This is a genomic window from Desulfotomaculum sp. (assembly GCF_982386235.1).
In genome coordinates this window covers 1-14541 of sequence record NZ_CEVWQM010000021.1, presented here as the reverse complement: position 1 = coordinate 14541, position 14541 = coordinate 1, and the positions used below count along the sequence as shown (strand labels likewise).

General features: G+C 45.5%; 15 protein-coding genes and 1 pseudogene. All 16 read right to left on the bottom strand.

Features of this window, described 5'->3' with window-relative positions; translation table 11 throughout:
* Positions 1 to 357 precede the first annotated feature (357 nt).
* Positions 358 to 612: a hypothetical protein gene (locus tag AC1U9Z_RS12745; protein WP_479957608.1), complete on the bottom strand. Its 255-nt coding sequence runs from the start codon at positions 610 to 612 to the stop codon at positions 358 to 360.
* A 475-nt stretch (positions 613 to 1087) separates the two neighbouring features.
* Positions 1088 to 2029, bottom strand: a complete 942-nt coding sequence (locus tag AC1U9Z_RS12740) for a peptidoglycan DD-metalloendopeptidase family protein (RefSeq protein ID WP_479957606.1) — start codon at positions 2027 to 2029, stop codon at positions 1088 to 1090.
* 227 nt (positions 2030 to 2256) lie between these two features.
* The gene (rho, locus tag AC1U9Z_RS12735; protein ID WP_333531567.1) at positions 2257 to 3624 is read right to left on the bottom strand and encodes a transcription termination factor Rho; all 1368 of its coding nucleotides are present in this window, start codon (positions 3622 to 3624) and stop codon (positions 2257 to 2259) included.
* A gap of 137 nt (positions 3625 to 3761) precedes the next feature.
* Entirely contained in the window at positions 3762 to 4262 is a 501-nt protein-coding gene (locus AC1U9Z_RS12730; RefSeq protein WP_333531645.1) for a DUF2062 domain-containing protein, read from the bottom strand.
* Between the two features lie 204 nt (positions 4263 to 4466).
* Entirely contained in the window at positions 4467 to 5117 is a 651-nt protein-coding gene (gene fsa / locus AC1U9Z_RS12725) for a fructose-6-phosphate aldolase (RefSeq protein WP_333531566.1), read from the bottom strand.
* Between the two features lie 24 nt (positions 5118 to 5141).
* On the bottom strand, positions 5142 to 5996 hold the full coding sequence (locus tag AC1U9Z_RS12720; protein ID WP_333531565.1) for a class II fructose-1,6-bisphosphate aldolase: 855 nt from the start codon (positions 5994 to 5996) through the stop codon (positions 5142 to 5144).
* Positions 5997 to 6182: 186 nt separating this feature from the next.
* Positions 6183 to 6875, bottom strand: coding sequence for a hypothetical protein (locus AC1U9Z_RS12715; RefSeq protein WP_333531564.1), 693 nt, complete (start codon positions 6873 to 6875; stop codon positions 6183 to 6185).
* Positions 6876 to 6989: 114 nt separating this feature from the next.
* On the bottom strand, positions 6990 to 7400 hold the full coding sequence (locus AC1U9Z_RS12710) for a response regulator (protein WP_333531563.1): 411 nt from the start codon (positions 7398 to 7400) through the stop codon (positions 6990 to 6992).
* Positions 7401 to 7501: 101 nt separating this feature from the next.
* Positions 7502 to 8284 carry a Yip1 family protein gene (locus tag AC1U9Z_RS12705; RefSeq protein ID WP_479957604.1) on the bottom strand — a complete coding sequence of 261 codons (783 nt, stop codon included), beginning with the start codon at positions 8282 to 8284 and terminating at the stop codon, positions 7502 to 7504.
* Between the two features lie 12 nt (positions 8285 to 8296).
* Positions 8297 to 9238, bottom strand: a complete 942-nt coding sequence (gene sppA, locus AC1U9Z_RS12700) for a signal peptide peptidase SppA (RefSeq protein WP_479957602.1) — start codon at positions 9236 to 9238, stop codon at positions 8297 to 8299.
* Between the two features lie 208 nt (positions 9239 to 9446).
* Positions 9447 to 11048 (bottom strand): CTP synthase, encoded by a 1602-nt coding sequence (locus AC1U9Z_RS12695; RefSeq protein WP_333531560.1) that lies wholly within the window; start codon positions 11046 to 11048, stop codon positions 9447 to 9449.
* A gap of 80 nt (positions 11049 to 11128) precedes the next feature.
* Complete coding sequence (locus AC1U9Z_RS12690; RefSeq protein WP_333531559.1) at positions 11129 to 11293, bottom strand: XapX domain-containing protein; 165 nt, start codon at positions 11291 to 11293, stop codon at positions 11129 to 11131.
* Between the two features lie 14 nt (positions 11294 to 11307).
* Positions 11308 to 12993 carry an arginine--tRNA ligase gene (argS, locus tag AC1U9Z_RS12685; protein WP_479957600.1) on the bottom strand — a complete coding sequence of 562 codons (1686 nt, stop codon included), beginning with the start codon at positions 12991 to 12993 and terminating at the stop codon, positions 11308 to 11310.
* A 51-nt stretch (positions 12994 to 13044) separates the two neighbouring features.
* On the bottom strand, positions 13045 to 13467 hold the full coding sequence (locus AC1U9Z_RS12680; RefSeq protein WP_333531557.1) for a YwiB family protein: 423 nt from the start codon (positions 13465 to 13467) through the stop codon (positions 13045 to 13047).
* A 179-nt stretch (positions 13468 to 13646) separates the two neighbouring features.
* Positions 13647 to 13862, bottom strand: a complete 216-nt coding sequence (locus tag AC1U9Z_RS12675) for a hypothetical protein (protein ID WP_333531556.1) — start codon at positions 13860 to 13862, stop codon at positions 13647 to 13649.
* A 111-nt stretch (positions 13863 to 13973) separates the two neighbouring features.
* Positions 13974 to 14541, bottom strand: a pseudogene (locus tag AC1U9Z_RS12670) (dissimilatory-type sulfite reductase subunit beta); the annotation flags it as partial.

The window sequence follows — 14541 nt, the reverse complement described above, 5'->3', positions numbered from 1 at the left end:
AGCAAGAAGTTACCTGTATGGTTGTAGGGAATTCTTTGAGCGGGCTGATGGTTAAAGGTTTATAGCAAACAATCCATCGTTTACAGTCCTTCCCAACGAAAACAAAAAATTAACGTAAACGATAAAATTATTTTTTCCAAAAAAAGGTATTTATAAACTTGTGGCGTATTGTTATATTAGTACCAATAAATGGTATTTACGTCCTGCTTGTGGCCATTGTTATGCGGGGATGAGATATCCCTCCGCCGGGAGTAATTACTCCAACACACTGGCATGAAAGCTTTGTTGACCCTGCGGGACGGCGACAATTTCATAGTGTTGGTCCTTTGACAGTACCTGCATGTTGAGGGAGGCGATTTATATGTGTTCATCCAAACTTTCTCCTGAACGAATCAGGACTACGATATCTTGGCCTTCAGGCTCACCCAGCAGACTGTTTAAAGAAGAGGGGGTGCATCCACCACCACAGGATGTAGGGAGGCCAAATGTCAAAATGGTTTCTGCACAGGTTGGTGGAGCGGTGCCATCGCAAATTTCCCCAGGTGATTCATTTCGCCCACCGGGAGAGTATGTGCAAAACTCCGCTTCCTCTGTGTCAGGGGACCCTGGCATTCCCAGGCCACCAACAAGGGAAGAACTTATTTTTCTGCTGAAAGGATGTGATGCTTTAGGTGGTCAAGGAAACCACCATTCCTGAAATTATTTTTTTCCTTACCTCTCTACCTTTACCCTTTACAGGGATTAATCATGAATATGATTTGCTTTAAAGATCCTTTCTTCCTTCCGAATTTTCTTTAAGTTTTCAATAAAGATTTATTTCGCTGCACCATAACCCAAGAAGCCAAGTCACGGGTTACATGCAGTGGCTCAATAAACTTTAAGAGACGCCCCTACCCGAAAATAACATAAGGCTTTGTCCTTTTCCCTACTGAATCTAAAGCGTGTGCTGTGGCTGCTGTCCGGAAAGCAACCCTCTGACGAAGATTATTTTAAAATAAGATAGATAAAAGGGAAACTCGGGAATGGCGTTACGGATAACTGAATAAAGAAAAACTAAAATACCCCCATCCTCTGGATGGGGGATTTTTTATGCAAACAATCTTTCTTTCAAAAACAAGAGCGGATCCAATGGAATACCCTGGCGCAGAGTTTCCATATGCAGGTGTGGTCCCTCGGAACGACCCGTGTTGCCTACCTTGGCAATGGGCTGGTTACGATCAACGAATTGCCCCTCCGTCACCAGTAGTTTGGAGCAATGGGCATAAAGGGATCGAATGCCGTTACCATGGTCTAAAATAATGGTCAAGCCATAGGTTCCCCTGGGTCCGGACCAAACAACTTTGCCCTGTTCCGGAGCTACGATGGTGGCTCCGCTATAGGCACCGATATCCACACCCTCATGGGGGCGGTCACCTCGGATACCGAAGTTGGAGGTAATTTCCCCGGCCACTGGCCATGCCCAGCCACCTATTTGTACCTTGGAGCCCGGGTCACTGGTGGCAGCAACAATCGGCTGAGCTTCCTCTCCTCGGTTAGGAACAACTAAGGCAGCACCCATGTTAATCAAATCAGGGTTTGATAGGTCATTGGCTTTTAATAATTCTTCCAGGGTAATACCGTATTGACCGGCAATATGGGAAAGGGTTTCACCACTGGCAATCTTATGATAGCGAAATTCTACCCCAGGAATCGTCAGGGTTTTCCCTTCTACAAGAATGTCCTTTGGGTCAAGCCGGTTTACTTCCGCCAATCTGGCCAGGCTAATGCCTGTCCGATCTGCTATGCTCCAAAGGGTATCCCCGGAGCGTACTTTGTATTCCATCTCAACCCTCTGGCTGGCTACCTTCTTAACCGGTTCCTGTTCCGAAGGCTTTAATACTTCCACCTCTTGGGCAAGGGGTGGTGTATAATCCCCCTCGGACATAACCTCATCCAACCCAGCACTGGCAGGAAAAACAACGTAAGCCATGCTAGCCAAAATAGCTGTTATGGTAAAGGCCGCAAGTTTTTTATTTATATGAAAAAACATAGAATCACCTCGGATAAAACGTACTGGTAGTAGTTTTGCCGAGGTGATGGGGATTTATACCTATGCTGGTTATAAATGCTTTTAGCCATGGACCTTAATCCATGCGCTTTTTGTGCATGATATGCTTTAGGGTCTCTTAAGCGTATGGGATAGACCTCTGAGATGTCCTAACAACTATGCAGAGGAAGGGGCCTTCGGCCCAAAAACCCAGGGCTCACGTCTAATCGCTAAATCTCCCCCGCCTGCTCCTGCATCTTCCTTCGATAGGGACGCTTTTGGGGTGGTAGTGGTGGTTGGGGAGGGACATTACTCGGGGCTTGTACCCTATTTTTGGGTTTAAAATCATAAAGCATTTCTTCATTGGCTTTGGTATTTTTTATACGGTCTAGTAAATTTTCCAATGATTCAATGGAGGTCATGCTGGCTATGGCTTTGCGAAGGCTCCAGACATAGTCCAACTCGTCCCTTGATAAAAGCAAATCCTCTCGCCTGGTCCCCGAACGCTGGATATCAATGGCCGGGAACATCCTACGATCGGCCAATTTTCTATCTAATATGAATTCCATGTTACCCGTGCCTTTAAATTCTTCAAAGATAACATCATCCATCCGGCTGCCGGTTTCAATCAGGGCGGTGGCTAAAATGGTCAGACTGCCGCCCTCTTCCATATTGCGTGCTGCACCAAAGAATCGCTTGGGCTTGTGTAAGGCTGCCGGGTCAACGCCCCCGGATAAAGTCCGCCCACTGGGTGGAATCACAAGGTTATGGGCCCTGGCCAGGCGGGTGATGCTATCTAATAAAATGACAACATCTCTGCCGCTTTCAACTAATCTTTTAGCCCGCTCCAGCACCATGTCCGAAGCCTTAACGTGGTTTTCCGGTGGTTCGTCAAAGGTGGAGCTAACCACTTCTGCCTTCACCGACCGCTCGATGTCAGTAACTTCTTCCGGTCTCTCATCGATTAGCAAGATGAACAATTCAATTTCTGGATGGTTGTTGGTGATGCTATTGGCAATTTCTTTAATTAAGATGGTTTTACCTGCTTTTGGGGGGGCTACAATTAACCCTCTTTGACCTTTCCCTAGGGGTGATATAAGATCGATAATGCGGGTTGAAATCTTATTCGGGGTGGTTTCTAGACGAATCCTGTTCTGGGGATAAAGGGGTGTCAGTCCGGCAAAGTGCATGCGTTCCGATGCCAGGTCGGGATTTGCACCGTTTACTTGCTCCACTCTTAGCAAGCCAAAGTACCTTTCGTTATCCTTCGGTTTTCTTACCTGACCATAGACCATATCTCCCGTACGCAAATCAAACCTTCGTATCTGGGAGTTCGAAACATAAATGTCATCGTTGCTGGGTACATAGGTTGATGGCCGTAAAAAACCATAGCCGTCGGGTAGTATCTCTAATACTCCGCCAGCATAGGATACACCGCTTTGTTTTGATTGTAATTTCAATATTTCAAAGATAAGCTCTTTTTTTCGTAATTTATAGTACCCGGCAATTTCCAATTCCCGAGCGATGCCATACAGTTCCTGCATGGTCTTTGCCTCTAATTCAGTTTGTGTTGTAACAGGCTTATTGTTTTCTGCCAAAAATTCCACCTCGATTTAGTGTTAGCTGTTCGTTTTTAACGATTCGCATTTGCTTGTAGAATATACTTTGATTTGGGGTTCCCTGTTGGCCATGGGCCATGCTCACGACCGACCCCAAAGGCCACCCCTAAGCAAGACTATGTTGTTTTATTCGCGACTACTTTGACTCCCTTAGGGTTTTTTTTAATGGCCCTGCGACGGGCCTCTAAAAGGTTGAGGGCTAAAAAGTAGACAAGAAAACTGGCAATCAATGCATTGATGCCACTTCCCACTAGAAAAGGAAAGCCTAGTGCTTTTATTTTAAGAATGGCCTTGGTTAAAAGCGGAACCCCCTGGGCTAGGTCGGTGGTTATGGGGGAGGGAACTGTTCCTAATAGGAACTTACCGACAAAAATATTAATCGTAAAGAAAAGAGGAACCGCTGGTTTAAAGATGAGCACCGTTAAGGTAGCGGCCACAGCATGGACCCGAATCAATTTCGCTACGATAAAAGAAAGAGGGATACTGATAAAAGGAACTGGTAAAAAATCGAAGGCAACTCCCAGTGCAATTCCTTGAGCTACCTTTTTAGGGGCATCGGGTAAGCTTAATAGCTTGTGATAAGAATCCCTGCACTTACAAAAAAGGATGTTAATCATGTTAGACACTTCTAAAAATCCCCCAAAATAATTAGAAAACCCCTTCTAGGGCTATTCTTGCACGAAATAATTCTATACTTTTCAAGTATAGCGCAGGGAAAATATTTGGTCAATAGATAGGTTTCCTTGATTTTGGAGGAGTCCCGTTGCAGCCAGCGGCCTTAGGAGGTGGCCATAGGCCTTTTTGGCCCATGGCCTATATTTTTAGGCTTTATTGGTTAACTTTGCCCAGTCTGCCAGGAAAGCATCAATTCCTTTATCGGTTAAAGGGTGTTTGGTCATCTGCTGCAACACTTTGTAAGGCACGGTAGCGATATGGGCACCGGCCTTAGCTGATTGCTGAACATGCAGGGGATGGCGAATACTGGCCGAAATTATTTTGGTATCTAAATTGTAGTTGTCAAAAATCTCTACAATATCGTAAATTAGGCCGATTCCATCCTGGCCAATGTCATCCAAGCGGCCCACAAAGGGACTGACGTAGGTGGCACCTGCTCTGGCAGCCAGAAGTGCCTGATTGGCGGAAAAAACCAGGGTAACATTGGTTTTAATTCCCCTTTCAGCGCAGGCTTTGGTTGCTTTTAAACCCTCCGCTGTCATGGGAACCTTGATAACAATGTTGGTGTGAATTGCTGCCAGATCTACTGCTTCTTTCATCATGCCTGGGGCATCCAAACTAATTACTTCCGCACTGATGGGTCCATCCACAATCGAGGTGATTTCTTTTACTACTTCAGCAAAATCACGACCTTCGCGGGCAATCAAGGATGGATTGGTTGTCACACCGGCAATGACACCGAGGGCATTGGCGGCTCGAATCTCTTCCACATTGGCAGTATCAATAAAAAGAAGCATTCTCAGTCCTCCTGTAATTATTTCTTAAGCCCGACCCGAACTACCAAACACACGGATCTTTTCACGAATGATCTGGGTAGCCGCTTCTCTAGCTGGTGCTAAGACTTTACGAGGGTCAATTTCCTTGGCATTGTTCTCCAGTACTTGGCGACAGGCACCCGTAAATGCCTCACGAATATTGGTATCGATGTTCACCTTACGAACACCCAAACGGATAGCCTCTTGAATGGCTTCATCCGGAACACCAGAAGAACCGTGCAGAACAATGGGAGCCTTGACCATGCCAACGATCTTTTCTAGTCTTGGGAAATCCAACTGTGGTACACCCTTGTATTGTCCATGGGCAGTACCGATGGCAATGGCTAAGGCATCTACGCCGGTTTTTTCTACAAAGTAGCGGGCTTCTTCTGGATCGGTAAAGAAAGCATCCTTCTCATCCACATGAATATCGTCCTCCGTGCCGCCAATTTTCCCCAGTTCTGCTTCAACGGAAACACCAGTGGCCCGGGCAACCTCAATGACCTTATTGGTAAGGGCGATATTTTCCTCCAGGGGTAATTTGGAACCATCGATCATCACCGAGGTAAAACCATAACGAATGCACTGCATGCATTGGTCAAAGCTGGTACCATGATCTAAATGAAGGGCCATGGGTACAGTGGACTTGCTTGCTGCCAAATTGGCCAAGGCATAAATGTATTCGATACCGGCATACTTTATTGCCCCCTGGCTGGCCTGCATAATAACCGGTGCCTTTTCAGCCTCGGCTGCTGCTAAGATAGCCTGAACAATCTCCATGTTGTTAACATTAAAGGCACCAACGGCGTACTTTCCTTCTTCCGCCTTAGCGAGTAACTCTTTTACAGAAACTAACGGCATTTTTTGTACCTCCTTGTTTTAGCTGCGCAACAGCTATTGGACAAAATTAAAAACCTGGACCACGTCGAGCCGACGAACTGGTGCCAGGTAAATTCTTCAGGAACCATATTCCGGCATAGAAAAAAATTAATTCCGCGACTAACGGGGTCAAAATAAGTATGACCATAGTTACCCTGAATTATGTTTTTATGAGTGTTTGTTCCGCCTACGCCGGGTCTTTTTCGTGTGTTTCGGATTGTTGGAAAAACTATCGAGACATTTAAAGCCATGCTGTGTAAGTTCTATGGCATCCACCTGTTGAATTACTTTAAGGTCCTCTTCGGTTTCCGCATATACAATGTTAATGCTATCACACTCTTTGCAATGAAGTTCCAGGCGATCTAAAAAAACATCAACCTCAATGCGGGTATTGCCGCACTGACAATAAAGGTCACCATTGTTTGCAATTTCTTGCAAAGACTCCATTACCTGGTGCATAACCTCTGGATTGTTAAAATACTCGTCGTACCCCAGTTCATCAATTAATGACTGCAAGCCGGAGTCAAGGGACTCGGCAAGTTCTTTTACTTGCTCAGCCTCACCTATAAACCCCAGTTCCATTCCGGATTCTGGGCAAATAAGGTAAATCGTTTCCTTGCCCCACAGGCGAGTTCCGGATAGCTCACGGATATGCTTGGTCTCGCAGAAAATACAAGGTATCTGCAGCCAATAACTCCCCGGTGAGCGATTAACAATACCTAACAGGAAAGCTCCACAGGAGCAATGGGCTTCAAATTTGCCATTACCCGAAAGGCTAAATCGCGAGAGGTTATGAAATTCTAATGCTCCACACTCCGGACAACGAATAGCCAGCGTAACTACAGTGGTTATAAGCACCATTATAACCTCCTCTTTAGGATAAGGAGTTCGCCGTCTAAGAAAAAATTCCTTTTTGTTTTTTCTTCTACTATCAGACTTCCATGCCACGAGCCAAGCTTTTCTAATGTATTCGGTTTAGCTGATCTCCGTTTGTACATTTGTGTTTCCCTCAGACTCTGCCAGGATGGTCTTAACCAAAACCCGAACCTCTTCTAAATCGAAGGGTTTGTTGAGATAATGCTTTACTCCCAGGCCCTTGGTCTGGTCGATAATTTCCATATCCCCATAAGCTGTCATCATTACCACCGGAAGCTGCCCGAACTGTTTACGGATTTCCTGGAGTGTTTCATAGCCAGTCATGACTGGCATTTTCATATCTAAGAGGACCAAGGAAGGAAAGTCTTGGCTAAGTATTTTCAAGGCCTCTGACCCACCCCCAGCCATTTTTACAAGATAACCTTCATCCGCTAATGCCTCAAAGAGCAGTCGTCTTACCCCGACTTGATCATCCACTATAAGAATATCAAAGGTTGTTTTTCTATTCATTCTATTCCACTACCCCCCGAATTCATAACCATCGGTAGGTAAGTTTTTCGACAATTCACCGCCAATACCTTCTTTGACACAAAATTCTTTTTAAGGAATGATCAAAATATGCTGGCGGACAACACTGCCATTAGTCCCACCATACCGATGATAGCCAGCAATAGCATCACGATGACGGGTGTGAATATAACTGTCAATGCTCTGCCGGTACTAAAATGATGGGCTTCCCGTAAACCAATGGTTAATAGAATCATGCCCCAGATAAAGATAAGCAAATTTGCCACCACCATGATTCCTGTGGCCAGGCCACCGGATAACCAAGTGGTAATTACACCAAGGGGGATTAAAAACACCTCCGGTAACCCAGCTAACCCATAAACCACAAAGACGGTCCTGGCTCTGCCACGTCCTCCGTAGAAATCTGCCACTAAGTGTAAGAGGGCACTATAAAAAAACCACTTAAGAAAAACAAAGATGGTTCCAAAAATAGCCAGCAGTGGTGTTGCCGCCCTCAATGCTTGGGATATATTGGCCGACTGGGAGAATGGCATATCAGGTAATCCCCAGTTGCTAACTGTTCCCTGGCTGGAAGAATATAATTCGGTAAGCAAACCAATGAGAGAAACTAAAATAACAATCAATAGGGTGGTGTATAAAGGCGGATTAACTGCAATCCTTTTCATGGTTGAAACTGGATCAAACAATACCCCATAAACAATTTCGTAAAACTGAAGAGGCGGTTGCCTGTCTTCATCTACTCGTGTAGTTGCCTCTGTTTCCGTTAGGCTGTCCTTCATTTCCGATGGATTGGGAGGCAAAAGTTGATCCTTCTGGATAGGATCATTGGATAGCTGCTCCGGATTTTGCTCCTTTCGATCATTCAATGCTACTCCCCCTTACTCCACATTGGTATTCATCGGTGCTGCTACTTTGTCTGGTAATAACAGCAACCCTTCTAATGGAATCGGCATTAGTTGGGTGTTCCCCTGCAAACCGCCTAGGATTTGTTGCCATAACAGCTGCTCCCCTGTCATATCTATTAATTCCGGTTCTCCTTTAATACCAGCTAATTCAGCAGTTATTTGCACTGCTGTATCAAAATCACCTAACGCATCCACTAGACCCAATTGCTTTGCTTGTTTGCCGGTATATATTCTACCGTCTGCCAACTTTCTGACCTGAACTGGATCCATTTTTCTTCCCTCGGCCACTACTTTGACAAAGTCCTCATAGCTATCGTTGACCAAGCTCTGAAAAATCTCTTGTTCTTCCGGGGAAAGCTCCTTATTGCTGGAACCCATATCTTTATAGGCGCCGGTCTTTATGTTCTTCACTTCGATACCCAATTTGTTAAAGAGGTCCTTCATTTCGGTAAGCTGCATGATTACACCGATACTACCTGTAAAGGTACCTGGGTTGGCAACAATTTTATCTGCTTTACAGGAAATCCAATAGCCGCCGGAGGCAGCCATTTCTCCCATGGCAACGACTACTTTTTTCCCTGATTGGCGCACCCGTTCTACTTCCCGACCAATCTCATCGGAGCCTACCACGGTACCGCCACCTGTATTCATTTTTAATATAACGGCCTTAATATCAGGATTTTCCCTGGCTTCCTTTAGTTGCCTGGTGATTTGATCAGCTGCCGCCACAGCAGGGTTACCGAAACCGCCGGGAGATGAAGACATAATGGTTCCCTCAATATGTACAACGGCAATTTTCTCGCCGGCAGCAGTTTTTTGAGCTGTTCTTTCCCCATTGCCCATAAAAGCCATCGCCACTGCAAGCGAAAATAATAGTACGGCTATAACAACTCCGGTTATGATTTTTTTGTGCAAGATGAATCCTCTCCGTTCGTTTTATTTTGGGCCATGTGCTTTTTGCCTGTTTTTCTTTGGTGTCCTTTGTAGCATATGTCTTAGGTGTTTACAGTATCATCGTATTTTATGAAAAAATTATGGCTCACGGCCCATGGCTGACCTAGAAAACGATCCCTTAAGCTAAAAAAATCAGCTTTGGTCAATTTCACCAAAGCTGTCAGTTACCTTACTTCTTGTTTTTGATGGCAGCCCCGACAAAATCTCTGAATATGGGGTGGGGGCGATTGGGGCGGGATTTGAATTCTGGGTGGAATTGGGTAGCCAAATACCAGGGGTGATCTTTTAGCTCTATCATCTCCACCAGCTTGCCATTGGGTAGGGTGCCACTGAATACCATACCAGCTTGGGCTAAATCTTTGCGAAATTCATTGTTTAACTCATAACGATGCCGGTGACGCTCATAAATAATTTCTTCCCCGTAGGCATTATGGGCCAGGGTACCGGGTACCAGCTTACAAGGGTAAGCACCCAGCCTCATGGTGCCACCCATCTTGTCTAAATCCTTTTGCTCCGGCAAAAGGTCGATGACTGGGGATTGACTGTGAGGGTTAAATTCTGAACTGTTCGCATCCTGCCAGCCAAGAATACTACGGGCAAATTCTACAACTGCCAGTTGCATACCCAAGCAAATGCCCAGGAAAGGTATTTTGTTCTCCCTGGCATAGCGAATGGCATTTATCTTACCCTCAATGCCCCGATCACCAAAACCGCCTGGTACCAATATACCGTCAACATCACTTAAAAGCTCCTCCGGGGAAACTTTCTCAAGATCTTCGGAGTTAATCCAACGTATGTCCACAGAGGTATCATGCTTAAGGCCGGCATGACGTAGGGACTCGGCCACACTGAGGTAGGCATCCGGTAAAGATACATATTTTCCGACTAAGGCAATGGTGGTGGTCTGTTTGAGGTTTTTCATGCGTTCCACCATGTTATTCCATTCCGTCATATCTGTTTCACCGCACTGGAGGCCTAATCGTTCCACTGCAATATCATCCAGGCCCTCTAGTTCCATTTGCAGCGGAATTTCATAGATGGAGAAGGCATCCACTGCCTGAATAACAGCGTCTTTGTCAATATCACAGAAAAGGGCTAATTTTTCTTCCATCTCTTTGGGAAATGGTTTCTCGGTACGGCAAACGATAACATCCGGCTGAATACCAATGCTTCTTAGCTCTTTTACAGAGTGTTGGGTGGGCTTGGTTTTAAACTCATTGGCTGCCCTTAGATACGGAACCAGGGTAACGTGAATGTACATCACATTGTTCTTACCCAGATCAGCCCGGAGCTGACGAATGGCTTCCAGGAAGGGCAGGGACTCAATATCCCCAACCGTACCCCCGATTTCCGCTATTACCACATCGGAATCCAGTTCCCTGGCCATACGTAGTACTCTTTCTTTGATTTCATTGGTAATATGGGGAATGACCTGTACGGTTCCCCCTAGGTAATCACCCCGGCGTTCCTTACTAATAACAGACCAGTAAATGGCCCCGGTGGTCATATTGCTGGTTTTATTTAAGTTCGTATCAATAAACCGTTCATAGTGTCCTAAGTCCAGATCCGTTTCAGCTCCGTCTTCTGTAACAAAGACTTCGCCGTGCTGGTATGGACTCATGGTCCCTGGGTCTACGTTAATGTATGGGTCTAGCTTTTGTATGGCAACTTTTAAGCCACGACTCTTTAATAGCCGACCCAAGGAAGCTGCCGTAATACCCTTACCCAGGGATGACACCACTCCGCCGGTAACAAAAATAAACTTGGCCATGGTTGCCTCCTGTCAAAGTTTGTAGAATTTTTGGTAATACCTATCCCATTCTAACGATCGAGACTTATCCTGTCAATAGTTTATCGCATCCACCCTAATCGTATAGCAAGTATATAACCTAAAAATAAACCGACAATACCCATGACACCTGCCAGGGTGGGTGGTGCAGGAATAGGTAGTTTAAGTTTGGCAAAGAGGAGGCCGACCAGGAAACCAGTGAAGGTGGCATAAATAACCTCTTTCATTTTTAAAATACTCCTTACATTTTTTCCGGTGCCGTTAGGCCCAACAGTCCCAGGGCATTTCTTAGCACGATACGAACACCCTGTACCAATAATAGACGTGCATCCGAGAGAGCTGCGTCTTCGGTAATGACCCGATGGCTGTTGTAGAAACTATGGAATAAACCTGCCAGGTCATGGAGATAGCGGGCAATCCGATGGGGTGCCATAAGTTCCGCGGCGGCGGCAATCTCCGTGGGGAAATCCGCTAATTTACGCAGCAGTTCCAATTCTGCTTCTTCTTTAAGCAGTGCAGGATTGACCTCACTGATTTCCGGCAGTTTACGCCCCTGTTCCTGTAGTTGACGCAAAATACTGCAGATGCGAGCATGGGCATATTGAATATAGAAAATCGGGTTATCATTGGTTTGGGATTTTGCTAAATCCAAATCAAATTCCAAGTGGCTATCTGGGCTGCGCATGACAAAGAAATAACGTGCCGCATCTCTGCCCACTTCTTCCACCAATTCTTCCAATGTGACAAATTGCCCGGTTCGTTTGGACATGCGGACTATTTCTCCACCCCGGAACAAGCGAACCAACTGCATGAGGATTATCTGTAAATTATCCCGATTATAGCCCAAGGCTGCCATGGAACCTTTCATTCGGTTAACATGGCCATGATGGTCTGCACCCCAAATGTCAATGACCCGATCGAAGCCACGATCAAATTTATCTTTATGATAAGCAATATCAGCAGCAAAGTAAGTGGGAATGCCATTTGACCGGACTAATACCTCGTCTTTTTCATCGCCAAAATCAGTGGCCTTAAACCAAAGGGCGTTCTCCTGTTCATAAATATAACCCCTTTGGCGCAGTTCCTTTAGGGTATCGGTAATGGCCCCGCTATCATACAGGGATTGTTCAGAAAACCATCTGTCATAGACCACACCAAAGTCCAATAGGGTGTTACGGATATGAGTTAGTTTTTCTTGGAGAGCATAGGCTGCTAAGGTTTTCCGGCGGGTATCCTCATCTGCCTCAGCCAGAGCCGTACCATTTTTATTAATAAACCCCTTTACCGTATCAACAATATCTTCACCATGGTATCCCTGTTCAATCATGGGAATATCTTGACCTAATTGTTGGAGAAAACGAACCTCCAGGGATTTGCCAAAGTTCTCGATTTGGTTGCCAGCATCATTGATATAATACTCTCTACCCACTTGGTAACCGGCAAAATCTAGGATGGATGCCAGACTGTCCCCCAAAGCTGCTCCCCGCGCATTGCCCATGTGCAATAGACCAGTGGGATTCGCACTGACGAACTCCACTTGAACCCTTTGTCCTTCACCTATTTCCAGCCGCCCATAGTTACGATCTTCTTGTAAAACCATGGGGATGACCCCATATACCCAGCTTGTTTGCAGGTAGAAATTAATAAAGCCCGGTCCGGCAATCTCCACACGCTCCACGGGGGTACTTGCCAAGTCCAGGTTATCTATTATTGCTTCTGCTATTTTTCTGGGGGCCATTTTTGCTGATTTTGCCAGCTGCATGGCTAAATTGGTGGCAAAATCACCATGTCCCTTTTCACGGGGTACTTCAATGACCACCTCCGGTGCTTCCACCGGATTTAACTGGCCATTAGCCACAGCCTGGCCAATAGCCGTTTGCAACGCCAGAGCTAGGCCGATTTTAACCTGTTCTACCAATCCTTGCAAAGAAAATCCTCCTTCGTTTTTGAGGTAAATATTAGGTGTATTTGTGTTGTGTTATATTTGCGTTATGGCTATCTCTAAATCGTTCATCCCCAACGTCGAATGGTCTAGTTCTAATTCATATTCTAGCTTAATACTTCCCCCTAGCTCTGTCAAGCTTGCCTCAATATTCCTCGCTATCACTGCCATTTCCATGTCACCATAGGGTGTTTGATAAAAACCACGATGTTCAAGGTCTTTTTGAAAAACTTGTCTCATGTTAACTGCACCACTGCGGCTGATGGTGATAGCGTTTGTTTCTACTTTAAGGGTCGTGGTGGTATTGCCCATGCCGGTGTTTTCTGTTTCTTTATAGACGATATAGTAGTTATTATTTTTTTGATGGATGGTACCTTCATAATTAAGTTCGATTACCTCTGGATTATTATCAAAACCCCTTTGGCTGCTTCTTACTATTATTTGTACATTTCTCCCCATAAGTCAAGCCCTCCCCTATTATTGTAACCCTCTCAGCATCCATGAAACCCTGTGGCTTAGCTTTGGGGTCTTGGGACAAGGGGACAGGTTATTTGACCCACCGTCCCCTTGTCTCAATGGTTAAACTCAAAAAAGAGCGGATGCTTTCCGCTCTTTTTTGAGTTTAACATCATGTTAAATTAGTTGTGTTCAACGCCAGGTGTATGGTCTTTACCGGCTAGGGTAATATAGGAGGTACCAATGTAGAGATACTCAATTTTACCTTCTTTAGCCAGTTCGGCAACAGCCTTGTCAACTTCTTTCTTTTTAACACCAATTTTTTCGGCAACTACACGGGGTTTTTCTTTGCTAACTCCTGCGAGGTAAGCTAAAATTTTTTCTTTAGTTTCTTCCATTGTTTACACCACCGTTTCCTACCATCCATATGGGTGGTAAATGATTAGATGCCGCCGCCTTGCGGCGGCGGCTCATAAACCTATTATACTCGGTATCAAGCAGCTATATTCTTACCACTTGAACTGAGTGGTGCTTCTGAAAGTAGTTTGAGCAAGGGTAAAGTCGTCGATGTGCTTGTCTGTAAATTCCAGACCAGAAACTTCGAAGAACTTCTCCCAGCTAATGCGGTCGATCCACTCTGCCATACGCTCACCAGGTTGTGCATTTTCAGCATATATCTCAACCAAGTGCTTAACTGCGTCAACAACTTCCGGCCAGCGTGGGGGGTTGTTGGGCAGGAAGGGGATGGCCAAACGAGAGAATCTGGGACCAATACGGCTGTTGGAAATCTTACCACCAACCCAGATCGAAACAGCATCGTTCTTAGCGTCGATGATGTGTACAGACGGACACATGGTGTAGCAGTTACCGCAGTACATGCAACGCTCAGCTTTAATATCAACTGATTTCAGTTTGGGATTGGGACGGATAGCTGCAGTGGGGCAGCTAGCAGTCAGGGTTGGGATTTCGCACAGTTTGTGCAGGTTTTCGTGGTCAATTTTGGGTACGGTTCTGTGAATACCCAGGATCGCAATGTCAGAGCAGTGTACAGCACCGCACATGTTCAAACAGCAAGCC